Source organism: Krasilnikovia cinnamomea (genome assembly GCF_004217545.1).
GTDB lineage: Bacteria > Actinomycetota > Actinomycetes > Mycobacteriales > Micromonosporaceae > Actinoplanes > Actinoplanes cinnamomeus.
Window position 1 is genome coordinate 5,492,043 of the sequence record NZ_SHKY01000001.1, and the last position, 24,720, is coordinate 5,516,762.

The following is a 24,720-nucleotide window of genomic DNA, read 5'->3' on the forward strand; positions in this document are numbered from 1 at the left end:
AGGCCAGCCTAACCGGTGAGTGTGAGAGTCTCGCGCGCCCGGTCGTCGGTCGGGGGTTCGGCCGCCGCCTCCGGGCGGGACTGGCGCCGGTGCCAGCGCAGCGGGCCCGGATGCAGGTTCCACCACAGGCGGCGCCACCACGACCGGTGCGCGCGCAACGCGTCCGCGTACGCGACGGCCTGGTTTCCGGCCCGGACCGCCTGCTGGCCGTCCGCCGCGCCGGGGGCGAACAGCAGCGTGTTGACCCCCGCCACGAGTTCGTCCAGTGGGGGCAGCGGATCCGTAACGGTCGGCGTTGTCCGTGGCGATGCGGCCGTGCCTGTCTGTGTCGGCTGGGCCTGTGGGTCGCTGCCTGTCTGTGTCGCCCGGGACCGCAGGTCCGTGCCTTGTTGCGCTGCCTGGGGCTCGGGGCCTGAGTGGGCTCGGGATTGCGGGGCGGCCCGGCGCAGGCGCCCTGCCGGCGGTGCCACGGTGTCCGCGTCCGCCGCGAACCGGGCCACCTCGGCGGCCGCCAGATGCCCCGGAACCGGCCGGCCCGCCAGCCGCAGCGCGTCGGTGACCTCGAACCAGGCGCCGGTGATCCGCTCCGCGGGGCAGCCCTGCGTCAACCGGCGCCTGCGTTGGGCGCGCCGCAGTCCCGCCAGCGTCGCGGCGGCGGCCACCAGCACCAACAGGAGCGTGCCACCGGCGCCACCAACGACCACCGGCGCCGGCACCCCCGTGTCCGGGCGCGCGGCGACCACGGTCGGCGTGGCCGACGCCGTCGGGCTGTCGCTGGGCGTGGGGGCTTCGGAGGTGCTCGGCGGCGTCGTCGGAGGCTTGGGGGTGAAGTCCTCCTCGACCGGCCGTGGCGGCTGCTTGCTCTTGGGCAGCGGGTTGAACGGCACCCACCCGAGATCGTCGAAGAGGATCTCCGGCCAGGCGATCGCGTCGCCGCCGGTGACCGCGCCGCCCCGCGCCGGCGCGTCGAAGCCCACCACCACCCGGCTGGGCAGTCCGGTCAGCCGCGCCAGCACCGCGAACGACGCCGCGAACTGCTCCGACGTGCCCACCTGCCCGCCGCGGTCGCGCGGACCGAACAGAAAGAACGACAGATTCGGGTACGCGTGCCCGCTCGGCGCGTCCGACACCTGGCGGTAGTGCTCGGCAAGGAAGTCCTCGATCGCCACCGCGCGGTCGTACGCGGCGCCGTTGCCGTCTGCGAGCTGATCCGCCAGCCGCTGGATCTCCGGCGGCACCGCGGCGCCCACGGTCAGGTACCGGGCCACGGCGTCGCCGGTCGGGCTGTCGGCCGTGGGCAGCAGGTTGAGGTCGGGGGTCTGCACCTGCGAGGTGACCGAGTAGCGAAGCCCCGGGGTGAGCCCTTCCGGGCGGATCAGCGTGCCCGTCGCCGGGTCGAACGCGACCCGCGCTCCCGAGACCGTGGCGGGGGTCGGGACCGCGGGCAGCAGACGTCCGGTGAGGCCCTCGACCCGGATCTCCTGGTGCACCGCACGAGTCTCGGCGCCCGGCAGCGGCGCCTGCGTGGGCAGCACCCGGCCCGCGTTGCGGTACGTGGCACCGACCCGCCACGTCACGCCGTCGTAGTCGGGCAGGACCGCGAGCCGCAATCGCGTCGGCCGGCGCTGCGCGCCCGTGTCCCGGCCGGAGGCGCCGTCCGGGTCCGGCGAGGCTTCGTCCGCCGTCGGGCCTTCGCCAGTTTCGGCGGCGGCACTGGAAGGGAGCGGCGCGGACGGGGACGGGGTCGCCGCCGGGTCCGGGCTCACCTCGAGCAGCCGCTGGTCGGGATCCAGCGCCCATCCGGAGATCCGGTTGAGGGGACTCTGGTCGAGGCTGTCGACCTGCGGCGGCTGGACGTACCGTCGCGGGTCGGCCGGGGTGGCGGACACCTGGGCGCTGACCCAGGGTCCGACCAGCGCGACCAGCCCCACGAGCACGGCGAGGGCAGCCGCCGTACCGGCCAGCGCGCGTCCCCGCACGGCCGCGCGGGTACCGGTGTCCATCGTGGCCGATCCCGGGATGGCCCCGTCCCGGGTGGCGGCATCGGCGGTAGCCGCGGCACGGGCGGCGTCACTGGTCGCCGCGGCAGCGGCGGCGTCGGGACCTGTCGGGTCCGCCGTGGTCGCACCAGGCCGGGCGGTGACGGCCAGCGCCGCCACGACCAGGCCCGTGAACAGGAGGGTGGGCCGCCCCACGGCCGCCTCGTTGGGGCCGACGACGTACAGGGCGCCCGCGTACAGCAGGACCGGGGGCAGGCAGCCGAGCAACACCCGCCCCGCGCGCAGCGCCAGTTCGGCGCCGGCCAGCCCGGCCAGCCAGGCCGCCACCACCGGCACGATCACGGTGTCCGGGGTCGGCTCGACCGGGATCATCGCGGTGAGCAGGCGCGGAATCCCGTTGGTCAGCGCGTCCGCGAGGACCGTGGGCAGCGGGTCGGTCATCGCGGCGTGCGCGGCGGCGAGCCGCACGGCCCAGACCGCGTACCCGGCCAGTGCCAGCACCGACAGCGGCGCCACCGTCCACGACGGCAGTCGCCGCACCGCCACGCTGACCCCCACGGAGCCGACCGCCGCACCGGCCACCAGCTGCGCCAGCAGGGCGTCGGCGTAGATGCGGCCCAGCGCCAGCCCGGCGAGGGCGACCAGCCCCGCCAGCGCCAGCGGCGCCACCGCGGCGCGCAGCCACCTCACCATCCGCGCACCCCGTCCCACGCGGCGGCGAACTGGGTGCCGTCCTCGGCCTCGATGACGATCAGGCCGTCGGAGGCCGAGACCGGCGCGGCGTCCCGGTCACCGAACAACCCGGCCAGCACCACCGGGTACGGCCCGCGCAGGCCGCTCACCGCCCCCAGGTCGGACCGCCCGCCCGGACCGGTGAGGAAGACCAGGGTGTCGCCGAGGCGCTGACTGCGCAGATGCCGGATCCGCTGGACCAGGTCACCGGGCCGCAGCGTCGCCTCGGTCAGCACGTCGAGGTACGGCCCCGGCGCGGGACCCGACACCAGATGCAGGCTGACCGGCAGATCCTCGCGTACGGCGGCGGCGACGATCGAGGCGGCGGCCTCGCAGGCCACCTCGAACGACTCCGCCGTTCCGGCGCGCCCGCCCGGGTGGGCTTCGGCCCGGTCGTCCAGCACCACCACGATCGTCGGCTCGCTGGTGTCGAGCTGTTCGCGCACCATCAGCTCGCCGACCTTCGCGCTGCTGCGCCAGTGCACCCGGCGCAGCTCGTCGCCGACGACGTACTCACGCAGCGAGTCGAACGTGATGGTGCCGTGCGGGACCTTGTCGATGCGTCCGTCCAGGCTGCGCGCCATCCCGGCGGGGACCGCGCGCAGCAGGTGGATGCGCGGGTGCACCCACACCGTCGTCGCCGCACCGTACGTGCGGGACAGTCGCATCAGCCCGAGCGGGTCACCACGGGTCACCCGCAGCGGGCCGACCGGCACCACCCCGCGGCGTACGGTCGGCACGGGATACTCCACCGTTGTGTCGCGGCCGGGGCGCAGCCGCAGCAGCGGTACCGGGACGGTGGCGCCGCCGCAGCGGTCGGTGGCGACCAGGTTCGCGGCCCGCAGGCGGCTGGTGTTGCGTACGGTCAGCGTCATCCGGGCCGGCTCGCCCCGCGCCACCCGGTCGGGCTCGGCGACCCGGTCGACGCCCAGCCTTGGCCGCCACGCGGCGAACCCGACGGCGCACAGCACCGCGATCGCCGCGGCCGCCCCGAGCAGCGCGAGGTCCGGGTAGCCGAAGCGGAACCCGGCCGCGAGCAGCGCGATCGCCGCGACCGCGACACCGGCCCCGCGTCCCGTGACACCCCGCACCCGCCAGCTCCCTCTCGAGCTGCCCTTCCCGCGCGGTCTCTCGCTCGCGCTGCGTTCTCCGCGCGGTGTGTCTGTCGCGCTGCGTTCTCCGCGCGGTGTGTCTGTCGCGCTGCGTTCTCCGCGCGGTGTGTCTGTCGCGCTGCGTTCTCCCCGCGGTGTGTCTGTCGCGCCGCGCCTCCCGCGCGGTCTCGCTGTCGAGCTGCGTTCTTCGGGTGGGGTCGGCTCGCTGTGCGGTCGCGTGCGGCCGTGTTGAGGGGCCGTGCCTTGCGGATCGGTTGCCCCGCGCAAGGCGGCCGCGCCCTGCGGCGCGACCGGTTCCGGCGGCGGGTTCACGCCCCGACGCGCTGGTTGTCGGGCAGCGGCACCGGCACGGAGCGCACCGCGTCCTCGAGGACCTCGGCCGCCGTCACCCCGCGCAGCTGCGCGTCGGCCGACAGCAGAACCCGGTGCGCGAACACGGGCCCGAGCAGCGCTTTGAAGTCCTCCGGCAGCACATAACCCCGGCCGTTGATCAACGCGTACGCGGACGCGGCCCGGGTCAGCGCGATGACCCCGCGGGGGCTGACCCCGACGCGTACCTGTGGATGGTTGCGGGTGGCGGCGGCGAGCTTGACCGCGTAGCTGTACAGCGGGTCGGCGATGTGCACCCGCAGGGCCATGCGGGCCATCTCCCCGACGGTCGCCGTATCGGTGACCGGCTCGATGGCCTCGGGGGAGCGCGCCGCGGCCCCCCGCAGCACCTCCACCTCGACGTCCTCGTCGGGATAGCCGACGGACAACTTCACCAGGAACCGGTCGAGCTGCGCCTCGGGCAGCCGGTACGTGCCGTCCATCTCGACCGGGTTCTGGGTGGCCACCACCAGGAACGGCTGCGGCACCGGGTGCGGCACGCCGTCGACCGTGACCCGGCGCTCCTCCATGACCTCCAGCAGCGCGGACTGGGTCTTGGGCGACGCGCGGTTGATCTCGTCGGCGATGACGATGTTCGCGAACACCGGCCCGGGGTGGAACTCGAAGCCACGACTGGCCTGGTTGAAGATGGTCACGCCGGAGACGTCGGAGGGCAGCAGGTCCGGGGTGAACTGGATGCGCCGCCACTGCCCCCGCACGGCCGCGGCCAGCGCCCGGGCCAGGGTGGTCTTGCCGACCCCGGGCACGTCCTCGAGCAGCACGTGACCCTGGGCGAAGAAGGCGGTCAGGGCCAGCCGGACCACCTCGGGCTTGCCGAGGACCACCCCGCCGATCCGGTCGGCCAGCTGACCGGCGACGGCGGCGAAGCCCTGAACGTGCGCGGGGGGAAGGGTTTCGTTGTGCACTGCGTGAACCTCGGGGATGCGACGTCAACAGGTGGGAAGCTTGCCCAGGTCGTCCCCACCGTCCAGGTTGAGCCACGCCCACGGGATGTAGTTCTTGCCTTCGTAGTTCACCTGGATCCACCAGGTGCTGCGCTTGTCGCGGTTGTAGATGTACGCGTACACCTCTTCACCGGACTTCTTGCAGTACGCCTCCAGCCGGGTGCCCGGCTTCGCCCACCCGACCTGCTTGGCGTTGTCCTGCCGGGTGACGCTGAAGATCTCGTTGCCGTTGCGGCCGTCGACGTCCTTGTCGCAGTAGTGGGCGGTGTCGCCGTTCTCGCCGTTGTTGCAGGTGGCGGTGCCCAACAGAGCGTCTGTCTGCTGGACGCGGGTCTTGCTGACAGTGCCGGCGGCGTTCTTCGCCGAGACCGTGAACGTGTATCTGGTGCTCGGCTTGAGGTTGCCCACCTTGAGGCTCGAACAGCTGCCGGAGGCCTTACCGCCGCCATTGTCCGAGGTCATCGCGCAGGTGGCCGTGCCGCCGCCCGCGTTGACGTTGAACGACACCGTGGCCGTGTCGAACGTCGCCGACGAGCCCGTGATCGTGACGACGGGCTGGGCCACAGTGCGGGCCGTGGCCGTGCCCGGCTCGCTGTCACCGGCCTCGTTGACCGCTCGGACCTCGACCGCGACGTTCTCGCCCGCGCCGAAACCGTTCAGCGTCACGGCCGTGCCGTCCGTGACCTCCGTCGACCGGCCGCCCGCGCTGACCGTGTACTTGCTGATCGGGCGGCCGTTGTCGGCGGGCGCCGACCAGGTGACCCGGATCGTGCCGGCCTGGTTACCGACCGTCGCCGCGTCGACGTTCTCCGGGCGGCCCGGCTTCGCGAACGGGACCACGCTGTTGCTGATCGGCGACGCCTTCGATCCGGCGCCGCGCTCGTTGACCGCGACGACCGTGAACGCGTACTGCTTGCCGTACTCCAACTGGCCGTCGTTGATGGTCAGCGAGGTGCCGTCCGTGACGTCGCCGGCCGGCGCGTTGGTGCCCTCGGCGATCGCGGTGACCGTGTAGCGGGTGATGCCGAGACCCTGACCGTTGGCGGCGGGCCAGCTCACCACGACGGTGCCGTCCGGCTTTGCCTCGGCGTTCACGGATTCGGGCGCGTCCGGAACCTCGGCCGTCGGGCGCACCGCGTTGCTCTCCCGCGCTGGGCCGTCGCCCTTGCGGTTCACCGCATGCACCGCGAACGTGTACGTCTCGCCGTTGGTCAGCCCGGTCACGTTCAGCGAGCGCTGGTCGGCGCCGACCTGGAAGGTCCTGCCGGCACCCGTCACCACGTACTTGGTGATCGCCGCGCCGTTCGGGGCGGCGGCCTGCCAGGTCACCCGGGCCTCGGCGTTGCCCGCGGCGGCGCGCACGTTGCGCGGTGCGCCCGGCTTGTCGGCCTGCGGCTTGCGCGGCTTCGGCGGCGGGGGAGGGGGAGTCGGAGGTGTAGGCGGGGCGGGCGGAGGGTCGCCGCCGAGCACGTCGTCGGCGTACTTGTCGACCGTCCGGACCGTGTGCGCGTTGTCCACGACCCGGGCGGTCGAGGCGCCCGGGGCGTTGATGAACAGGTAGTTCTCCCGGACTTCGAGCTCCAGCGGACCGCCGGGCCGCTTGATCGCGATGCCCTCCTGCGGCTGGCCCGCGGCATCGAACACGTGCACCGAGCCGGTGTCACCGTCGGCGACGTAGAAGTAGCCCTCCCACGCCACGGCCGGCTGCAACTGCTCGCCCTGGCCGGGGACCGCGAAGTCGCGGGTCGCCCCCGAGTCGTTGACGGTGAACACGTGGCGCGCGTCCGCCACGGTCACCGGCACCACGAGGCCGTCGGTGTGCGGTGCGAGCGAGCCGGGCCCCGACAGCTTGAGCTGGGTGGTACGCCGCTGACTGTCGCGGACGGTGGTCAGCGCGTTGGTCGTCCGGTTGAGCACCGCGACCCCGGTATCCAGAGTCGAGATCGCCAGGTCGTGGCTGGGCGGCGCGACCGCGGTCGTGGAGATCTGCCGTGGCCCGGCTGGCCCGCCCGCGGCCTGCCCGCCGGAGGGCGCGTCGGACGGCACCGGCGCGGGCGTGATGGCCGAGACCGTGCCCTCGCTCGGGACCGCGATCCACAGTCGGCCCTTGCCGTCGAACGTGCCGCCGGTGATGCCGGGGGCGTAGTGCAGGGTCTCGCCGATCGGGTTCATCGTGCGCGGGTCGCGCTGGCTGACCTCGCCGCGCACCGCGTCGATGATGAAGACGGCGTCCTTGTCCATGGCGACGCTGACGCCGAGGCCCGAGCCGCTCGGAGTGTTCGCGAACTCCTGCAGCGTGGTGAGGTCCATCGAGCTGATCTTGCCGGTGTTCACGTCGCGCAGGATGACGAACCGGTCGTTCTGACTGACCTGCATCTGGTGGCCGCGCGCGCCGGGCACGTCGACGCGGGTGTCCACCCGGGCGGTCACGCCGTTGATCCGGGCCATCTCGCCCTTGGTGCGGCTCCACACCCAGGACGCCGCGTCGAAGCTGGCGACGGCCTGATCGGCGGCCCCCAACCCCAGTACGGTCAGGCCGAGACCAGCGACGAGGCTGAGCACCGTACCCAGGGTGACCAGTCCGCCGCGGCTACGCAGGCGGCGCCGGCCCTCGGCGATGATGGTGTCAGCACTGGTCACGGACCCGCGCCCCCTCCCGTTTGGCTGCTCAGCTGCCCCGCAGGACGCTGGCCATCATAGGGGTTCACGGGCCCCCGTGGGTGCCCAGGTAGACAACGTTGTGGATACGTGTGATCGCGTAGTGTGATCATCTACTGTGTCGCGGACGGCTGCGCGCCGCCGCCGGACCGGCTGGTGCAGGTCGGCGGAGAGCTGGCGAACTTCGTCGTGCTGTATACCGCGACCACCGCGACGCAGTAGTCCAGCTCCGGGTTCAGCCCTTTCAGATCGAACGACGTCTCGCCCGGCCCGGGGTGTCCCATCGGCTTGAGCACCTCGCCCGGATGCCCGACGGATACCACGAACGAGGTCATCCCACTGGCCGGATCGGTCCAGGACACCTCGATCGAGGTGCCTGAATCGCGCAGCCGCACATCCGTGGGCGGTGCGCCCTCGAGACTCGGCTGGTCCGGCTGGCGTGGGCGGTCGTTGCCGCGGGCCAAGACCACCACCAGCGCGACCACGGCGATGACCGCGGCCAGCACGGCCGCGATCGCGGCGAACAGTGCGGGCCCTCGGCGACCGTACGTGGAACCGCCCGTCGCCGGGACGGCCGCGCCGGTCGGCACCGGGCCGGGGGGCGGTGGTGTGAGGGGTGGGGCGGACGACGGCGCCGGCCCGGGGCCCGGTCGCGCGGGGGTTGGGGCGGGCGTCGGTGCGGGCCCGAAGGCGGGTCGCGCCGCAGGTGGGGCATCCGGGTACGCGACGGGACGGTGCTGGCCCGCGGGCGGGAGCCCCGTGTCGGTCGGGGCGCTCGGCGCCGGGCGGGAGCCGACGGTCGGGACGATCACCGTGGGCTCGCTGAGCGCGTCCCCACCGGCGGTGTCGCGAGGCGCGGCGGGCATTCCGTCGGCCCCGGCCGGCTGCGCGGTTGGCGACTCCTCGCCCAGGAAGGCCCGAGCCTGCGCGACGGTCCAGTGCTCCGCGCCGAGCACCGCCGGTCCATGCTCGGCCACCCGGGAGAACGCCCGCCGCGCTTCGTGCCGGTTGCCCAGTTCCGCCGCGACCACGCCCAGGTCGAAGGAGATCGCCAGCATGAGTGGATCGGCGTCGCCGAGGCGCCACTGCCCGGCCGCGTACGCCTCCTCCAGCACCCGTCGAGCCGCCGCCGGGTCGTCCGCCTGTTGGTGTACGCCAGCCAGTTGGTGCGCGGTGGCGAGGACGTCCGGGTCGTCCTCGCCGAGACCCGCCCGCCCCATCTCGGCGGCGCGCTCCAGCACGGCCCGGGCACCGGCGAGATCGCCGGAGCCGGCGAGGGCCTGGGCGTGCTGCCGCGCGGCGGTCAGGGCGGAGGGCTGGGACACGCTCGTCATGCTGCCCGGTGTGGTGTCCCCGCGCCAGGCCAGTCGGCTGTGATCTGGGCGAAATGACCGAAAGATCCGCTAGACGGGCGGGTCGGTGGGCCTCGGTGCATGGTGCGCTTGGGGGCGTGTAGAGTGCTTTGCTGTGCGGCCCGCCGGGCTGCCGATCTACGGTGTTAAACCGCAGGTCGGGAACGGCTAGGCTCGCAACAGCAGGTCCGGGTGGCGGAATGGCAGACGCGCTAGCTTGAGGTGCTAGTGCCCTTAACGGGCGTGGGGGTTCAAGTCCCCCCTCGGACACGCAAATCCCCGCGAGGCATCAGTCGTTGAGGATGCCTCGCTTCTCTTTCTGCTGCTGAACACGCTGCCGAGGGATCCTTACTCGCCGCTCGGGGGAGTCGCTGGCCGAGCGGGTGATGATCGGATTCTCGTGGTCGGGTTCGAGTGAGACGCTCGTGGTGCGGCACTCGATCGTGAGGTTGTGCGCTCGCAGGAAGGTGACCATCCCGACTGCGTTCGGGTCCTGCCGGAGCCTGGCGATCTCCTCGAGGATGGTGGTGTCGCGGCTGGTGATGGTGTGCAGTCGGGCCAGGGCGCGGGCGAGGATGACGTCTTCGCGCAGGTAGAGGTTCGGTGCCAGGCGTATGCCGACGGGGTGGGCGCTGGTGTGGCCGTGGCGGCAGCGGTAGGCCGCGTGTCCGTGACTGAGCTGGGATTCCATGCTGCGCCCACAGCTTCCGCAGCGCAGCAGTCCCACCAGCAGATACGTGCGGCGGGCGCCGTCGGTCGGCCGGCGCCTGGCGCTGACGGCCTGGGCGGCGACGAAGTCGGATTCGCTGACCAGTGCCTCGTGGGCCGGCTTGTCGGAGATCGCCCACCGCGGTGACGGGGTCAGCTTCCGTAACCCGGTCACGCCGGGCACCACGTCGTCGGTGCGTCGCAGGGGGGTGTGCTGCCGGTTCCAGACCTGACGACCGGTGTAGCGCGGGTTGGCCAGGATCGCGGCCACGGTACGCAGTTGCCAGGCCTCGCCGGGGCGGTGCGGGTTGCGGGTGCGGTCGACCGCGGACGGGCACGGCACACCGGTCTCGTTGAGCATCCGGGCGATCCTCGCGATGCTGTGTCCCTCCAGTCGCTGTGTGAAGATCCACGCCACCCACGGGGCGGTCTGCGGGTCCGGTGTCAATCGGTGCAAGCGCCGGCCCCAGGCCGCGTGTGCGGAGTTGGGGTGTGGCCCGGCGTCGACCACGCGGTATCCGTAGGGTGGCCGCCCGCCCAGGTGACGGCCCTGCTCGCGAGCTTGGGCCTGCATGGCCGCGGTGGTGCGGAACCTGGCCCGCTGGACCTCCTGCTTGGAGTGCGCGCCCAGCAACATGAGCAGCGCCTGGTGCGTCGGATTGGTCAGGTCGACGGGTCCGTCGACCTCCGGCAGCCACATTTGCACGCCGTGCCGGTGGAGCAGCGGCGCGAGGTGGATGGCTTGGCTGCCATGGAACGCCCGCGCGTACTCGCCGACCACGATCGCATCAAATCCGCGGTCCGAGTCGGTGATCGCGGCCAGGAGCCGGGCGGCTGCGGGTCGATCGGTCCAGGCGACTTCGCGGGAGTAGCCGACGTCGAAGTACTCGGCCACGATCCGGCCGTGCCCGGCCACCAGTTCGGCGGCGAAGTCGATCTGCCAGCGCCGCGACGAAACCGGATCCTGATACTCCTTGGTAGAGACGCGGCCGTAGAACGCGAACCGCAACCTGGATTCGACCATCCTGCCGTGGTGGCGGACACGCTGCGTCCGGGTGGCGGCCCACAAGCCCAGGACATCGCCGTCAGGTAGATCGAGCACCGCGTCCACGTCAGCCACCTCCACCGTTCCGGTTGCCTCATTAACATGGACCGCGAGATCGGCCCCCGGTGACGCGCGCGATTCGGTACCACCTGAACGAGCCGCCACCGCCGGGGGCGGGGGGCGGGACGATCCGTCCGGTGTCGGCGCGCGGCCGGCCCCAGTTCACCGCCGCCGCGCCGTTCGTCGGAGTGGAGGTCACGAATGCCGACGACCGGGCTGCCCTCGAGGTCGAAGTTCCGGACGGTCAGGCAATGAGTGCCCGATCAAGGATGTGACCGGTCTGGCCTGTCGGGTTGCAGCGCGCCGTGCAGGTTGGTCTGGGCGTGTTGTCTGGACGGCCGGACGCGTTCAGGCATCGAGGTCGGCCAGGTCGAGGCGTTTGAGAAGGCTGGGTTTGCGGGCGTGCGTCGTCCGTAGCTCTGTTAGCCGTTGCCGGAACGGGGTGGTGTTGCCGTCGCGTTCGCTGAGCTCGCGTAGGTCGACGAGGAGTTGGACGGCCGTGTCGTAATCGCGGGGCTTGTTCGTGGCGATGAGCTTGTCGACCCGCTGCCACACGGCGGGTTGATCGACCGCGAGAGTGTCGAGGTGTCGCTGTCGGGCGGCTGCCGCGGACCGTTCCTGGCGGGCGCGCTCGCGGGCCCGCTGTTCGGCGTCGCGACGCTCCCGTTCGGCGCGCAGCTCCGTGGCAGCGGCGAGCAGGTCCCCGGCAGTACGTGGGGTCGTCGTGGTGGACGCCTTCGGGGGATGTGCATTGCGGTAGCGGCGCAACAGTTGGCTGCGCAGGTGAGTCTCGGCTCCGGTGATCAGGTCAGCCAGGATAGCGTCCTTCTCCCGGGCGGGCAGCCGGGATAGGGACTGTAAATAGATTGGTGTAACTCCTGATCAAGGAGGCACCCCTGATGACGGTTACGACGGACGCGGCGGATACTGCCGCGGTGCCGGCAGACGAGACGACGAGCAAGCGGACCCGTAAGGCGGCGGCACCGGGTGTGGACCCGGCGCTGGTACGTCAGCTGGTGGCCCAGGCCCGTGAGCAGGGCCTGCAGCTATCCGGTGAGGGTGGGCTACTGCAGCAGCTGACGAAGGTGGTGCTGGAGTCGGCCCTGGACGGTGAGATCACCGACCATCTGGGCTACGACAAGCACGACCGGGCCGGGGCGGGCAGCGGCAATAGCCGTGACGGCGCCCGGGCCAAGACGGTGCTCACCGATGTCGGCCCGGTCGAGATCGCCGTGCCTCGTGATCGGGCTGGCTCGTTCGAGCCGACCATCGTGCGTAAGCACCAGCGCCGGCTCTCCGGCGTGGAGGACCTGGTGCTGTCGCTGTCGGCCAAGGGCCTGACCACCGGGGAGATCGCCGCCCATTTGGCCGAGGTGTACGGCGCGCAGGTGTCACGGCAGACCATCTCCACCATCACCGACAAGGTGATGGAAGGGATGGCCGAGTGGCAGAACCGGCCCCTGGACCCGGTCTACCCGGTGATCTTCCTGGATGCCATCCACGTGAAGATCCGCGATGGGAAGGTCGCGAACCGGCCGATCTACCTGGCCCTGGCCGTCACCGTCGAGGGCTGCCGCGACATCCTGGGCCTGTGGGCCGGTGACGGCGGCGAGGGCGCCAAGTTCTGGCTGCAGGTGCTCACCGAACTGCGTAACCGCGGGGTCGAGGACGTGTGCATGGTGGTCTGTGACGGGCTCAAGGGCCTGCCCGAGGCGATCGGGCAAGCCTGGCCGCGGGCGGTGACTCAGACCTGCATCGTGCACCTGCTGCGGGCCAGCTTCCGCTACGCTGCCCGGCAGCACTGGGATGCCATCGCCAAGGCACTGCGGCCGGTCTACACCGCACCCACCGAGGCCGCCGCCACCGAGCGGTTCCTGGAGTTCGCCGAGACCTGGGGCGGCAAGTACCCGGCCATCGTCCGGCTCTGGGAACAGGCGTGGGCGGAGTTCGTCCCGTTCCTGGGCTTCGACCCGGAGATCCGCAAGATCGTGTGCAGCACGAACGCGATCGAAAGCGTGAACGCCCGCATCCGCCGCGCCGTACGCGCCCGCGGGCACTTCCCGAACGAGACCGCCGCGCTTCAATGTGTCTATTTCGCGGTCATGGCCCTGGACCCCACCGGCACCGGACGCCGACGATGGGCCATGCGCTGGAAAGCCGCCCTGAACGCCTTCGAGATCACCTTCGAAGGACGCCTTCGCACCGCAACCAAGTAGGCCCCAACCCACCCAGTTACACCAAGATCTTGATGCGATGAAGGAGCGGGGCCTCCGCTCCTCGTGACAGTCACCCTGGTCAGGGGTTTCCTGGGGGTTGTCACGACGTATCACGACGAAGGAGGCCCCAGTGGCAGAGTACGACGGCCGCCAGTTTGTAGGGATAGATCTGCACCGGCGGCGCAGCGTGATCGTGCGGATGACTCCGGATGGCGAGCGGATCGGGTCGGTGGTGCGTATCGCTAGCGACCCGGTCGAGTTCGCCGCCCAGGTCGACTCGTGGGGGGAGGCCCCTGAGGTGGTGTTGGAGGCCACCTATGGCTGGTACTGGGCCGCGGACGTCCTCGCCGACGCCGGCGCCACGGTGCACCTGGCTCACCCGCTGGGGGTGAAAGGCTTCGCCTATCGGCGGGTGAAGAACGACGAGCGTGACGCCGCGGATCTCGCCGACCTGCTGCGGATGGGTCGCTTACCGCAGGCGTGGATCGCCCCGCCGCAGGTGCGGGCACTGCGGGAGCCTGTCCGGCACCGGGCCAAGCTCGTCGCGCTGCGTGCCGGGCTCAAGGCACAGGTCCACGCCGTACTCGCCCGGCAGGGCGTCACCCTGGCACCGTCGGACATGTTCGGCGCTGCCGGCCACCGCCAGCTCGACGAGCTGCGGCTTGATCCACCGTTCCAGGCACGGGTGCTGTCCCTGCTGCGGCTGATCGACGCGTACACCTTCGAGATCGACCTGGTCGGTAGGCGGATCAGCGCTGAGTTGACCGACCACGCGGGGTTCCGGGCAATCCAAGCGTTGCCCGGTGTGGGTCCCGTTTTGGGCGCGGTGTTCGTCGCCGAGATCGGTGACGTCACCCGCTTCGACCGCCCGCAGCAGCTGTGCTCCTGGGCCGGCATGACACCCCGGCACCGCGAGTCGGACACGAAAGTCCACCGCGGACGTATCACCAAGCAAGGCAACAGCCTCGTCCGGTGGGCCGCGGTCGAGGCCGTCCAACGCGTCCACCACGGGCCCCTGGCAGCCACCAAGACTCGCCTCGCCGCCCGGCGAGGCAACAACATCGCAAAGGTCGCTGCCGCCCGCGAACTACTCACCCTGGTCTTCTACGGCCTCCGCGACGGACACATCCGCTGCCTGACCCACCACCGCGCGGCATGAACACCGCGGTCCCGGCGCGGCCAGGCGCGAGGTCGTGGTCTGTCTGACCCCCGCTGGCGTGGTCGAGTGACTTGATTGACCCCGCCTGGCCGCGGCCGTTTCACTTCATGCCACCGAGGGCTCCCCGCGTGGCGAAGGAATGACCGGCACCGGACCCCCGGGCTGCCAGTTCGTCCACATCACGGACGGTGAAGAACACGGCCACCCCACAACTTCACCAGCGCGAGTCTCCCGGCGCACCGATCCTGCGCCGCACGGGATCGGCGTCAAGACCAAATGCTGACGCGGTCGAGCTCCGGTCGAGTCTTGACCCCGACCCCTTACCGGCGTATGCCAGCACCGAGCCGGAAATCGACACAAAACAGTCGCAGCAGCCCGACCAAGAAAGGGTTGACACGTCCCCGCTCCTTCAGGAATGACAGTCCCACATAGGGCGTTGTGACCCCCGGCCGGCACGGATGATCAAACAAAGATGATGTCGGCGTCGGCACGTGGGGTTCGGTATCGATCTCCCCTCGGACACCATTTGGGGTGAAATCTCACGATGGTGGTGAGTGCCGTGCGCCTTCGCCGCTGACCTCGATCGGTCCGTCGACGACCTCGGCTGCTTGGGGGATGTCGTGCGGCCAGAGCAACAGCATGCCGATCGCGATGGCCAGCACGGCGGGAATCAGGAGCAGCAGGGTGATCCGACGTTCCCGGGGCGTTGTCCGGTGAGCGGCGGTGTGGTGGTGGGTGTCCTGGCTCATCGGGGTCCTTGTCGCGGTACGGCGGGTACGGTCAGTTGGGGTCAAGGGTCGCGGTATAGCCGGTGGCGTTGATGACCGCGAGCAAGGTGTCGGGATCGGCGATGGCAGGATCGGCGTCGACGACAGTGCGGCCGGCCCGAACCGAGGTCTGCGCGCGATGCACCCGCGGACTTCTTCGAGCGCCTCGTCAAACAGCAGGCCGCAGCTGCCGCAATGCATGCCGGTCACCGTGAAGCTGAACGTGATGACGTCGTTCATGGTCGGTCCTTTGACTCGGTGAAGTGGGTAACCGTGGTCAGAGGAGCGTGCACAGGCCGGTGACGAATCGGCATGCCACGGCCAGATGCGCGAAGCGACCCGGTGCGTCATAGATCTCATGACGTCACTGCCGTGCCGCGTCAGGATCCGTCTCGGCCGCCTCGGGAGCGTCGCTGTGTACGTCGACCCGCACCGGGTTGCCGCCGATGGTGGCGGTGGCGGGTCGCAGGCCACGCAGCCCGGTGGGTGGTGAAGTGACCCGGATCTGCCGGACCGGGAGTGCTCCGCGCAGAGCTGCGGTGGCGCAGGACCATGGCCGTGAGGAGGCCGCCTTGAACGGCAGCCCAGGACACACCGCGGAAGGGCTCGGTCGCGGCGGATACGGTGCCGCGACACGGTGGGGTCTCACGTACGACTGACGCAGATCTCCGTCAATGCCGGTGCGCTCGGTGTTCGCGGCGTGTGTGCTGCTGGAGGCACGGCGACCGGCAAGGTTCGCAGTCCCGTCGGCGGATCCAGGCCGGCCGTGGTGACGGTCGCCGCTGTGGTAGGAGCCGGTTGCCCATGACAGATGTCGAATCCGGTGTCCGGCGAACCTTGATCGTCGGGGCGACATGCTCATGGCTGTGCAGCTGATGGCCGGTTGCGACGGATCGGTCCGGGCCCGTCGTGGCAAGGGTCAGGCAGTGAGCACCCTGCAGTACACCCGCACTACAAGCGCCACCAAGGCCAGCTGGCAGCGCAGGACCCGCATGCGGGTGCCGGACTGCTGACGCTGCCTCACAGAGGTCAGGCTACGACATGGTCCGCGACGTTCTGACGGGCCTGCATCGGACGCCCGCCTGCTTCCCGACGAGTCGCCCAAATGCGTTCGGTAAGAGCGTGTCCCCGTCGCCAACCACACCAGCGCGCGGCGCTCCGTCAGGACGCGCGGGCCACTGCCCGCGAGCACAGGAACGTGGAAGGGATGTCAGTGGTGGTCGTCGTCGGCGTGATGGTGGTCGTCGTCGGCGTGGTGGTCGCTGCCGGCTTTGTGGGTGCTGGGCGCCTGTCGGCTACTCCGAGTTGGCGCGGGCGCGGCGCTGGCCTGCGCGCCGGTTGGCGCGGGGGGCTGCGAACCCGAGGTGGCGGGCGGCTGCGCGTGTTCTACACCGCCCTCGGTGTGATGCCCGTCGCTCGCCTCTTCCGGACCGGCCGGGCCGCCGTGTTCGGCGCCATGGCTGTGACCTGTGGGGGTGCTGTGCTTGGCGAGGTAGCTGAGGCCGGTGAAGGTCAGCACGGAGACGGTCAACACGGTTAGGCCGATCGGTCCGACGATCGCCTTCCACCGTTGTGTCGCGTGGCGGAGCACGTAGGCGGTAAAGGAGAGGAGCAGGCCGGCGGGGACGAGTACTGCGCTGCGGGTCGGCACGTCGGCGAAGTGCTGTAGGCCACCGCTGACCATGCCGATGCCCAGCGACAGCAGCAGCGAGGCTCCTACCACCCGCAGCAGCGTGATGGCGCCGGGCCGGGAGCGGGGCAGGATGAACTCGTTGAGGACCGTGGCGGTGAGGAACACCGCAACGCCGGCGGCGCCGATGGCGCCGTAGCGGGCCGGGTCGAGCGGGTAGTGCACCACGGCTCCACTGATCAGCCCTGCGCCGACGAAGTACCCGACATAGCCGGTGTACGAGCCCAGCAACGCGGGCCGGGTCGGTGCGGGCCCGGCGGAATGTTCGTGCGGCGGTCCCATCTGACCGGACGGGGCGTCAGCGCGCAGAAGCGGGGACGTGGTCAACAGCTCTCCTCGGTCGAAACAGGGCAGGTGCTGCCGGGCTGCTCTTACCGTCGGCCGGAGGTATCCCGCGCTGAACCGTGGTCGGACACGAAACGATGCCCTAGCTCACCCGAACGGCCGGCGCCCGGTCGTGGACATAGCGGAGCCGTGGCAGGGCGAGTCCGGGAAGCGCCCAGGTGATCATCATAGTGATCATGCATGCGGCTGTGATCGGCGGCAGGGGCAGCGGCGTAGGTACCGTGCCAGCCGGGGACGTGACGAGCCACTGACCCAGGTAGCGGTTCCCTCCCTGTCACGCTGATGTGAGACAGCCCGTCTACCAGGGAATACTCTTCCTGGACGGCCCTGAGGAGAACACACCAGCATGACTTCGAAGCCCCATGAGAGCCCGGATCTGGACGCCCGGCCCCAGCGGCGGACATTCACCGCGGAGTTCAAGGCGCGGATCCTGGACGAGTACGAGTCGGCGCCGGATGCGGCGGCTCGCGGGGCGATCCTGCGCCGGGAACGACTGTATGGGTCACACATTCTCGACTGGCGCAAGGCCCGAGACGCCGGAGCCGCGGCCGGCCTGACCGACCGCCGTCAAGCGGCCGCGCGGGCAGCGAAGAAGGCCGAAAACGCTGAACTTGCCCGCCTGCAGCGGGAGAACGCCCGCTTGCAGGCCAAGCTGGCCAAGACCGAGACCGCGCTGGCGATCATGGGAAAAGCGCACGCGCTCTTGGAACTGCTCTCCGAGAGCGCGGATGCCGCGCCGATGTCGAACCCGTCCTCACCGAGGCGCTCCAGGCGCTGACCCCGGCGTGGGGCATCGCCGGGGCGTGCCGACTGACCGGCGTATCCCGCGCGACGCTCTACCGGCACCGCAACCCGCCCGCGCCGCCGAAGCCGCGGACTCCGCGTGAGCCGCCGCCCTCGGCGCTGTCGCAGGCCGAACGTGAGCAGGTCCTGCAGTTGCTGAACCGGCCCGAGTACGCCGACCTGGCGCCGGCGCAGGTATGGGCCCGCGAGCTCGACGAGGGCCGCTGGTGGTGCTCGGAGTCCACGATGTACCGGATTCTGCGGGCCGCCGGTCAAAACGGTGAACGCCGCAGCCAGGCCACGCATCCGGCCCGGACCAAGCCCGAACTCGTGGCCGACGCGGCGAACCAGGTCTGGTCCTGGGACATCACGAAGCTGCGCGGGCCGGTCAAGGGCGTCTGGTTCCACCTCTACACGGTGATCGACATCTGGTCGAGGTACGTCGTCGGGCACCTGGTCGCCGCGCACGAGGACGGGCAGCTCGCCGAAGCGCTGATCGCCGACGCCGCCGCCCGTGAACGCGTCGATCCCGATCAGTTGACCGTGCATGCCGACCGCGGCGCGGCGATGACCAGCAAGACCGTCACCCAGCTGCTGACCGATCTGAAGATCGGCCGTAGTCACAGCCGGCCGAAAACCTCGAACGACAATCCCTACATCGAGGCGAGCTTCAAGACGTTGAAGTACGACCCGAGCTTCCCGGACCGGTTCGGGTCGATCCAGCACGCCCGGCAGCACTGCGAGGCGTTCTACACGTACTACAACCACGAGCACCGGCACTCCGGGATCGGCCTGCATACTCCGGCCTCGGTCCATCACGGCACCGCCGGACAGATCCGTGAACAGCGGCAACGGACCCTCGACGCCGCCTGGGCCGCGCACCCCGAACGGTTCGGGCGCCGCCGTCCGCAGCCACCCCGCCTCGCTCACCGGGCATGGATCAACAAACCCGACAACAGCGACCTCGGACAAGTCGCCGTCGCGGCTGTGACCACCCTTCCAACAGCACAAAGCTAAAGAAGATCAAGAAACTGTCTCAGTTGACTTGACAGGTTCCGGTTCGCGGCGGCGCCTACCGCCCCAACCAGAGCCAGGACCGTACGGCGGCGGCACAACGGGGGACACACCCGCCCTCGATGCTGCCAGCCACGATGACCGCCGCAGGTGTAGTCCTGGTCGTGAACCTCAGCCAACACCGACCGCGTCCCCAACGTCCGACTAGACAAAGGATCATCAAGGCGTCCCACCCACGTCGACCTGACGGACCCGGCTGGCACCGGCTTGCCTCGCTGAGCGCACGGCCGGCCCAACGTGTCACCATCGGGCCGGCCTGGGCTGCATAGCGGCCCCGGCCGTCCGCAGGCTGTCAGGAAGGACGGCGGAAGCCGGCGATGGGTCCGACGTCGTCCATCTTGGCCATCCGGACGTAGTCGCCGGTGTGGGTGGCGTGCACGACGGTGTCGTTGCCGACGTACATGCCCATGTGGTGCAGGTCGCTGTACCAGAACACGAGGTCACCGGGTTTCAGCTCGCCTCGGCTGACCGGTTTGTTGTCGGCCCACTGCCATTTCGTGTAGTGGCGCAGGCTTACCCCGGCGGCCGCCCACGCGGCCAAGGTCATCCCGGAGCAGTCGTAGCCTCTTGGACCCGCGGCGGCCCAGATGTAGGGCTTGCCGATCAGGCTGCACGCCTTGGCGGCGGCCTTACCTCCCGGGTCGTTGGTGTACTCCGCAGGGCACGGCCCGGTGCGCATCGACCCGGTGGCGCCACCGCCAGCTCCGTACGCCCTGATCCGCAGTTTTTGCAGATCGTCGACCTTCTTCTGAATGCTCTTCTTCTTCGCGGCCAGGTCGGCGTCGCGGGCCGCGAGTGTCTTGGTGAGCGTGTCGAGCTCTCGCTTGCTGGCCGCGTACTTGTCGCGCACGGCGATGACGTCGCTGACCTGGGCGCGCTGGGAGCGGGCCATGAAGTCCAGGTACGTGAGCTTGTCGGTCAGGTCCTCGGAACTGCCGCTGATCAGCATGCTGTCCAGCGCTGGCCTGCCACCTTGCATGTAGGCGCGGCTGGCGAGCCCACCCACCTCGGACAGCGCCAGGTCGACCTGCAGCTGCAGCGGTTGCAGCTTGGTCGCCAGTTGCTTCTGCTTGACCTGGTTGTCCCGTAGCTGCGCGTGGATCTTGTTGTACTGCTCGATGACCGGTTCGAGCTGGTTCCAGGCAGTGTCGATCTGCTTCTCGATTTTGCTGCGGCGACGGCTCGGCGTGTGCCGGGGTTGCCGCGCCGATGCTCAGGAGCGCGGCGAGCGCCGCGGTGGTCCAGGAACGCAGCCGAGCCGCGGAGGTACGGGTGCGGTGTGACACGGAAACGGGGTCCTTTCGCTGTGCTCCACAGCGGGACCGTCTTCACCACCGATCGCATGGTGGCTTATGGCGGTTAGGCGGCCGGCTGCGGAACATCGGACGATGGTGTGTGCCAAGCGGCGCACAGGGCGGTTCCGATGCGGGCACGGGGGCCCAGACGACATGGGGATCCGTCTCGTCGGAGGTGTCCTACGTGCGCAGAACCGCCGCGGTGGCCAGGATCAGACCCGCCGTGGGGCCCCGGACTCTGTGAGGCGGTGGTCGCCGCCGGGCCGGTACGGACACCTCGACGGCGGCGCCGCGGGCGCGTGACCACTGGCGCGCGGCGAGCACACAGGCGGCCAGGGCACCCAGGATCGCCACGCACACCTCCCACCAGCGGGACGTGTCGGCGGCCCCGCCGGATCCGGCGGCGTGGTGCAGGCAGCCATCGCCGTCGCAACCACCGAGGCCCTCGACGACGACGCTCGCGGCGGCGGGGTGATGACGGTCCAAGTCGCCGAGGCCCGCGTGGCCGATGGTGTGCAGCGCGGCGACGCCCAGCACGGTGCAGGCCAGCAACAGCAGCCGGGCGAGGTGCCCGCTGACTGTCCCGGCCGACTTCACGCGGCAATCCGTAGCGGCCCCGTCTGGAGGCTGCGAGCGGAGACCGCCAGACTTAGACCGCATCTCATTTGGGGTTGTTGACCGGCAACAGGTTGAGCTTGACGGCGCGGCGGTAGCAGATGACAGCGCATGCCAGGCGCAGGAATCCGCGGAAGTGGGAAGCCTTGCGGTCGTAGCGGCGGACCAGCCGCCGGAACCGGCTCACCCACTCCAGGCAGCGCTCGATCACGTAGCGGTACCGGCCGAGCCGGGTCGAGGACTCGATACCCTTGCGGGCGATACGCGCCTTGATCCCGCGCCGGGCCAGGGCCTGACGACTCGCGCGGTAGTCGTAGCCCTTGTCGCCGTGCAACTTCACCGGCCGTTTCCGCGGACGGCCGACCGGCCGCCGTACCGGGGCGACGCCGTCGACCACCTCCTCCAGGACCTTGTGATCGTTGATATTGGCAGCCGAGATGTCGGCATACAGCGGCAGCCCGCCCCGATCACCGATCGCGTGAATCTTGGAGCCGGGCTTACCGCGGTCTACCGGACTCGGCCCGGTCAGATCCCCCCTTTGACCGCGCGTACGTGCATGCCATCGATACTGGCCCGGGACCAGTCGATCTGCCCGGCGGCGCCGAGCACGTCGAGCGTCGCCTGATGCAGCGCCGCCATCACCCCTTGCTCGACCCACTCGCTGAACCGGCGATGCGCGCTGGCCGACGAGATCGGAAACGACTCCGGCAACTCGTTCCACGCGCAACCGGAATCGAGGACGTACAGGATCGCCGCGAGCGCGATCCGGTCGCTGATCCGCCGCCGCCCTCCGCCCTGATGCCTTTTCGGATGCTCGGGCAGCAGCGGCTGCGCGACGTGCCACAACGAGTCCGGGCAGTACTTCTCAACATCACCCACACCCGTACAACGAACGACCCTGCGCTACAACAACCCCAAACGAGATGCGGTCTTATGTTTCACCAAAGGTTAGTTCTACGCATGGTGAGGGCGATCTGACAGATCGTCACAGCAGTGGGGTCGGTCATTCACCGTGGCGCCCACCGGGGCGGTGTTCCACGACTTGCGGCCCCTGGATCTCGTGCCGGGCCGCGGCGTCGGTCGGACGACGACGGGAAGGTACGGGTAAGGGGCAACTTAGCGGGTGTGGAGGAGAATGGACCGGCCGGGCCTCACAGGTACTCCCCAGACAAGCAGGCGCTGCTGTCGCGGCTGCGGCGGGTGGAGGGACAGATCCGCGCGCTGCAGCGCATGGTCGACGACGACACGTACTGTATCGACGTGCTCACGCAGATTGCCGCAGCGACGAAGGCGCTGCAGGCCGTCGCGGTCGGGCTGCTGGAGGACCATCTGCGGCAATGCGTGGTTAGGCCGCCGTCGATGGCGACGCGGACCCAAAGATCAAAGAGGCCGCAGCGGCGATCGCCCGGCTGGTGCGCTCCTGAGGCTGGCCAAGTCCCCGGCCACCGAGCCCCGGGTGCCCCTTACCCGGGGGATCTGCGCCCCGAGTGGGCCGCGGAGCTACCGCTCCACCGTGAACCGGCGAAGCCGCAGGCTGTTGGCGACGACAAACACCGAGGAGAACGCCATCGCAGCTCCGGCGATCATCGGGTTCAGCATTCCGGCCGCGGCCAGCGGCAGCGCCGCGACGTTGTAGGCGAAGGCCCAGAACAGGTTGCTCTTGATGATCCGCAGCGTGCGCCGCGACAGGCGGATCGCGTCGACGGCGGCCATCAGGTCTCCGCGGACCAAAGTGAGGTCGGATGCCTCGATGGCGACGTCCGTGCCGGTGCCCATGGCCAGGCCCAGATCGGCCTGGGCGAGCGCGGCGGCGTCGTTGACGCCGTCGCCGACCATCGCGACCACTTTCCCGTCGGCCTGCAGCCGTCTGACGACGTCGACCTTGTCGGCGGGCAGCACGTCGGCGATGACCTCGTCGATGCCGACCTCGTCGGCCACGGCACGGGCCACGGTGGCGTTGTCGCCGGTCAGCAGCACCGGGGTGAGACCGAGACGGCGCAGCGCTGCCACCGCGTCGCGGCTGGTCGGCTTGACGAGGTCGGCGACGGCGAGCACGCCACGGGCGGTGCCGTCCCAGCCGGCGACGATGGCGGTCTGTCCGGACGCCTGCGCCGCGGCGATCGCCTGCTTCACCTGCGTCGGCACGGCGAGCCCGGCCTGCTGCAGCAGCACGGGACGCCCGACGAACACGTCGCGGGCCTCGACGGTGCCCCGCACGCCGAGCCCTTCGGTGTTGGCGAAACCCGACACCGGCGGCAGGTCGCCGACGGCTTCGGCGGCGGCGCGGGCGATCGCCCGCGCGATCGGGTGTTCGGACGCGGCTTCCACCGCACCGGCCAGCCGCAACAGCAGATCACGGTCCTGCCCGTCGCTGGCGGTTACCTCGATCAGGCTCATGTGGCCGGTCGTCACGGTACCGGTCTTGTCCAGCACCACCGTGTCGACGGCGCGGGTGGACTCCAGCACCTCGGGGCCCTTGATGAGGATGCCCAGCTGGGCGCCGCGGCCGGTGCCGACGAGTAGCGCGGTCGGTGTCGCGAGGCCGAGCGCGCACGGGCACGCGATGATCAGTACGGCGACGGCGGCGGTGAACGCGGCGGTCCAGCCGCTGCCGGTGCCGATCCACCAGCCCAGCGTCGCCACCGCGAGCGCGATGACGATCGGCACGAACACCGCGGAGATCCGGTCGGCCAGGCGCTGTACGGGGGCCTTGCCGGTCTGGGCCTGCTCGACGAGCTTGGCCATTTGCGACAGCTGGGTGTCGGCGCCGATACGGGTGGCCCGGACGACCAGCCGGCCACCTGCGTTGACCGTGGCCCCGGTGACCGGGTCGCCGGGGCGTACCTCGACCGGCACGGATTCACCGGTCAACATGCTGGCGTCGACCGCGGAGACTCCGTCCTCGACGATGCCGTCCGTGGCGACCTTCTCCCCGGGGCGTACGACGAACTGATCACCCACGGCGAGTTCGGCGATGGGGATGCGTCTTTCGGTGCCGTCGCGCAGCACGGTCACGTCCTTGGAGCCCAGCTCCAGCAAGGCCCGCAGGGCTGCGCCGGCGCGACGCTTGGAACGCGCCTCGAAGTAGCGGCCGGCCAGGATGAAGGTGGTGACCCCGGCGGCGGCCTCGAGGTAGATGGCGCCGGAGGCGTCGGTGGCGGCGATGGTCAGCTCGAACGGGTGGGTCATGCCCGGCGTACCGGCGGTGCCGAAGAACAGCGCCCACACCGACCAGCCGAACGCGGCGAGGGTGCCCATCGAGACGAGCGTGTCCATGGTGGCGGCACCGTGGCGCAGGTTCGTCCAGGCCGCCTTGTGGAAGGGCAGGCCACCGTAGACCACGACCGGCGCGGCCAGGGTCAGCGACAGCCACTGCCAATACGTGAACTGCCAGGCCGGAACCATGGCCAGCGCGACCACCGGAACGCTGAGCACGATCGAGACCCACAGCCGGGTACGCAGCGCCTGCAGCTCGTCGGCCGGGTGCTCCTGCTGGCCGGGGCCGTCACCGGCCGGGCGTGGCGGTGGCGGCACGGCGGCGGTGTAGCCGGTCTTCTCGACCGTGTCGATCAGCTGCTGCGGGGTCACCGCATCGGCGTAGCGGACGCTGGCCTTCTCGGTGGCGTAGTTGACCGTGGCCGTCACGCCGTCCATGCGGTTCAGCTTCTTCTCGATCCGCGACGCGCAGGAGGCGCAGGTCATCCCGCCGATCGACAACTCGATCTGGTTCGGGGCCGTCGGCAACGGCTGGGCGACAGACGCCATGACTGCTCTC

At 70.7% G+C, this 24,720-nt stretch carries 18 protein-coding genes, 1 tRNA gene and 1 pseudogene; 7 read left to right on the forward strand and 13 right to left on the reverse strand.

The window, feature by feature from the left end:
• Window positions 1–8: 8 nt before the first annotated feature.
• The 5 genes from EV385_RS25125 to EV385_RS25145 all read right to left on the reverse strand — a co-directional run bounded on the left by EV385_RS25125 (window position 9) and on the right by EV385_RS25145 (window position 9,161).
• Window positions 9–2,693: a transglutaminase TgpA family protein gene (locus EV385_RS25125; RefSeq protein ID WP_130511692.1), complete on the reverse strand. Its 2,685-nt coding sequence runs from the start codon at window positions 2,691–2,693 to the stop codon at window positions 9–11.
• Window positions 2,687–3,823, reverse strand: coding sequence for a DUF58 domain-containing protein (locus EV385_RS25130; protein WP_130511693.1), 1,137 nt, complete (start codon window positions 3,821–3,823; stop codon window positions 2,687–2,689). Before EV385_RS25130 ends, EV385_RS25125 begins: the two co-directional genes overlap by 7 nt.
• 329 nt (window positions 3,824–4,152) lie before the next feature.
• The gene (locus tag EV385_RS25135) at window positions 4,153–5,139 is read right to left on the reverse strand and encodes an AAA family ATPase (RefSeq protein ID WP_130511694.1); all 987 of its coding nucleotides are present in this window, start codon (window positions 5,137–5,139) and stop codon (window positions 4,153–4,155) included.
• A 24-nt stretch (window positions 5,140–5,163) separates the two neighbouring features.
• Window positions 5,164–7,818, reverse strand: coding sequence for a fibronectin type III domain-containing protein (locus EV385_RS25140; protein ID WP_242625063.1), 2,655 nt, complete (start codon window positions 7,816–7,818; stop codon window positions 5,164–5,166).
• Between the two features lie 131 nt (window positions 7,819–7,949).
• Window positions 7,950–9,161, reverse strand: coding sequence for a fibronectin type III domain-containing protein (locus tag EV385_RS25145; RefSeq protein WP_165449576.1), 1,212 nt, complete (start codon window positions 9,159–9,161; stop codon window positions 7,950–7,952).
• A gap of 213 nt (window positions 9,162–9,374) precedes the next feature.
• Between EV385_RS25145 and EV385_RS25150 the strand changes: the two genes are divergently transcribed.
• A tRNA-Leu gene (locus EV385_RS25150) sits at window positions 9,375–9,458 on the forward strand.
• Window positions 9,459–9,477: 19 nt separating this feature from the next.
• On the opposite strand, the gene EV385_RS25155 is transcribed toward EV385_RS25150, so the two are convergent.
• Together EV385_RS25155 and EV385_RS25160 are read right to left on the reverse strand one after the other, a co-directional pair.
• On the reverse strand, window positions 9,478–11,106 hold the full coding sequence (locus EV385_RS25155; RefSeq protein ID WP_242625064.1) for a recombinase family protein: 1,629 nt from the start codon (window positions 11,104–11,106) through the stop codon (window positions 9,478–9,480).
• Between the two features lie 243 nt (window positions 11,107–11,349).
• Window positions 11,350–11,769 (reverse strand): hypothetical protein, encoded by a 420-nt coding sequence (locus EV385_RS25160; protein ID WP_242625065.1) that lies wholly within the window; start codon window positions 11,767–11,769, stop codon window positions 11,350–11,352.
• Window positions 11,770–11,900: 131 nt separating this feature from the next.
• Here EV385_RS25160 and EV385_RS25165 point away from each other — a divergent pair, with 131 nt between their 5' ends.
• Both EV385_RS25165 and EV385_RS25170 read left to right on the forward strand, forming a co-directional pair.
• On the forward strand, window positions 11,901–13,217 hold the full coding sequence (locus EV385_RS25165; RefSeq protein WP_207229921.1) for an IS256 family transposase: 1,317 nt from the start codon (window positions 11,901–11,903) through the stop codon (window positions 13,215–13,217).
• A 130-nt stretch (window positions 13,218–13,347) separates the two neighbouring features.
• Window positions 13,348–14,376 (forward strand): IS110 family RNA-guided transposase, encoded by a 1,029-nt coding sequence (locus EV385_RS25170; RefSeq protein WP_130511696.1) that lies wholly within the window; start codon window positions 13,348–13,350, stop codon window positions 14,374–14,376.
• Between the two features lie 539 nt (window positions 14,377–14,915).
• Here the strand turns inward: EV385_RS25170 and EV385_RS35250 are convergent.
• Window positions 14,916–15,383: a hypothetical protein gene (locus tag EV385_RS35250; RefSeq protein ID WP_242625066.1), complete on the reverse strand. Its 468-nt coding sequence runs from the start codon at window positions 15,381–15,383 to the stop codon at window positions 14,916–14,918.
• 620 nt (window positions 15,384–16,003) lie between these two features.
• Between EV385_RS35250 and EV385_RS34010 the strand changes: the two genes are divergently transcribed.
• Window positions 16,004–16,156, forward strand: a complete 153-nt coding sequence (locus tag EV385_RS34010) for a hypothetical protein (protein ID WP_165449577.1) — start codon at window positions 16,004–16,006, stop codon at window positions 16,154–16,156.
• Between the two features lie 197 nt (window positions 16,157–16,353).
• Here EV385_RS34010 and EV385_RS25185 read toward each other — a convergent pair whose 3' ends face one another.
• Window positions 16,354–17,160 (reverse strand): hypothetical protein, encoded by an 807-nt coding sequence (locus tag EV385_RS25185; RefSeq protein WP_130511698.1) that lies wholly within the window; start codon window positions 17,158–17,160, stop codon window positions 16,354–16,356.
• A 364-nt stretch (window positions 17,161–17,524) separates the two neighbouring features.
• Here EV385_RS25185 and EV385_RS25190 point away from each other — a divergent pair, with 364 nt between their 5' ends.
• Both EV385_RS25190 and EV385_RS25195 read left to right on the forward strand, forming a co-directional pair.
• A complete protein-coding gene (locus tag EV385_RS25190) occupies window positions 17,525–17,956 on the forward strand; it encodes a transposase (RefSeq protein WP_130507934.1) in 432 nt (143 codons plus the stop codon).
• Between the two features lie 14 nt (window positions 17,957–17,970).
• The gene (locus EV385_RS25195; RefSeq protein ID WP_242625219.1) at window positions 17,971–18,978 is read left to right on the forward strand and encodes an IS3 family transposase; all 1,008 of its coding nucleotides are present in this window, start codon (window positions 17,971–17,973) and stop codon (window positions 18,976–18,978) included.
• Between the two features lie 349 nt (window positions 18,979–19,327).
• On the opposite strand, the gene EV385_RS25200 is transcribed toward EV385_RS25195, so the two are convergent.
• From EV385_RS25200 to EV385_RS25210, 3 genes are all read right to left on the reverse strand, one after another.
• Window positions 19,328–19,984 (reverse strand): C40 family peptidase, encoded by a 657-nt coding sequence (locus tag EV385_RS25200; protein WP_242625067.1) that lies wholly within the window; start codon window positions 19,982–19,984, stop codon window positions 19,328–19,330.
• Between the two features lie 526 nt (window positions 19,985–20,510).
• On the reverse strand, window positions 20,511–20,927 hold the full coding sequence (locus EV385_RS25205) for a hypothetical protein (protein ID WP_130511699.1): 417 nt from the start codon (window positions 20,925–20,927) through the stop codon (window positions 20,511–20,513).
• Window positions 20,928–20,991: 64 nt separating this feature from the next.
• Window positions 20,992–21,824 (reverse strand): IS5 family transposase gene (locus tag EV385_RS25210; protein ID WP_207229922.1). Its coding sequence is split into 2 segments (ribosomal slippage): window positions 20,992–21,480 and window positions 21,483–21,824, totalling 831 coding nucleotides; the frame shifts between segments, so codons are not numbered across the junction.
• 246 nt (window positions 21,825–22,070) lie between these two features.
• Here EV385_RS25210 and EV385_RS25215 point away from each other — a divergent pair.
• Window positions 22,071–22,369, forward strand: a pseudogene (locus tag EV385_RS25215) (metal-sensitive transcriptional regulator).
• A gap of 76 nt (window positions 22,370–22,445) precedes the next feature.
• Here the strand turns inward: EV385_RS25215 and EV385_RS25220 are convergent.
• Entirely contained in the window at window positions 22,446–24,710 is a 2,265-nt protein-coding gene (locus EV385_RS25220) for a heavy metal translocating P-type ATPase (RefSeq protein WP_130511701.1), read from the reverse strand.
• Window positions 24,711–24,720: the final 10 nt, after the last annotated feature.

What these genes read in the sequence shown, in the direction of transcription:
- EV385_RS25165 (WP_207229921.1), top strand. Translation starts at nt 11,901, where the DNA reads ATGACGGTTACGACGGACGCGGCGGATACTGCCGCGGTGCCGGCAGAC.
- EV385_RS35250 (WP_242625066.1), bottom strand. Translation starts at nt 15,383, where the DNA reads ATGAACGACGTCATCACGTTCAGCTTCACGGTGACCGGCATGCATTGC.
- EV385_RS34010 (WP_165449577.1), top strand. Translation starts at nt 16,004, where the DNA reads ATGGCTGTGCAGCTGATGGCCGGTTGCGACGGATCGGTCCGGGCCCGT.
- EV385_RS25125 (WP_130511692.1), bottom strand. Translation starts at nt 2,693, where the DNA reads ATGGTGAGGTGGCTGCGCGCCGCGGTGGCGCCGCTGGCGCTGGCGGGG.
- EV385_RS25220 (WP_130511701.1), bottom strand. Translation starts at nt 24,710, where the DNA reads ATGGCGTCTGTCGCCCAGCCGTTGCCGACGGCCCCGAACCAGATCGAG.
- EV385_RS25200 (WP_242625067.1), bottom strand. Translation starts at nt 19,984, where the DNA reads ATGCTGATCAGCGGCAGTTCCGAGGACCTGACCGACAAGCTCACGTAC.
- EV385_RS25190 (WP_130507934.1), top strand. Translation starts at nt 17,525, where the DNA reads ATGACTTCGAAGCCCCATGAGAGCCCGGATCTGGACGCCCGGCCCCAG.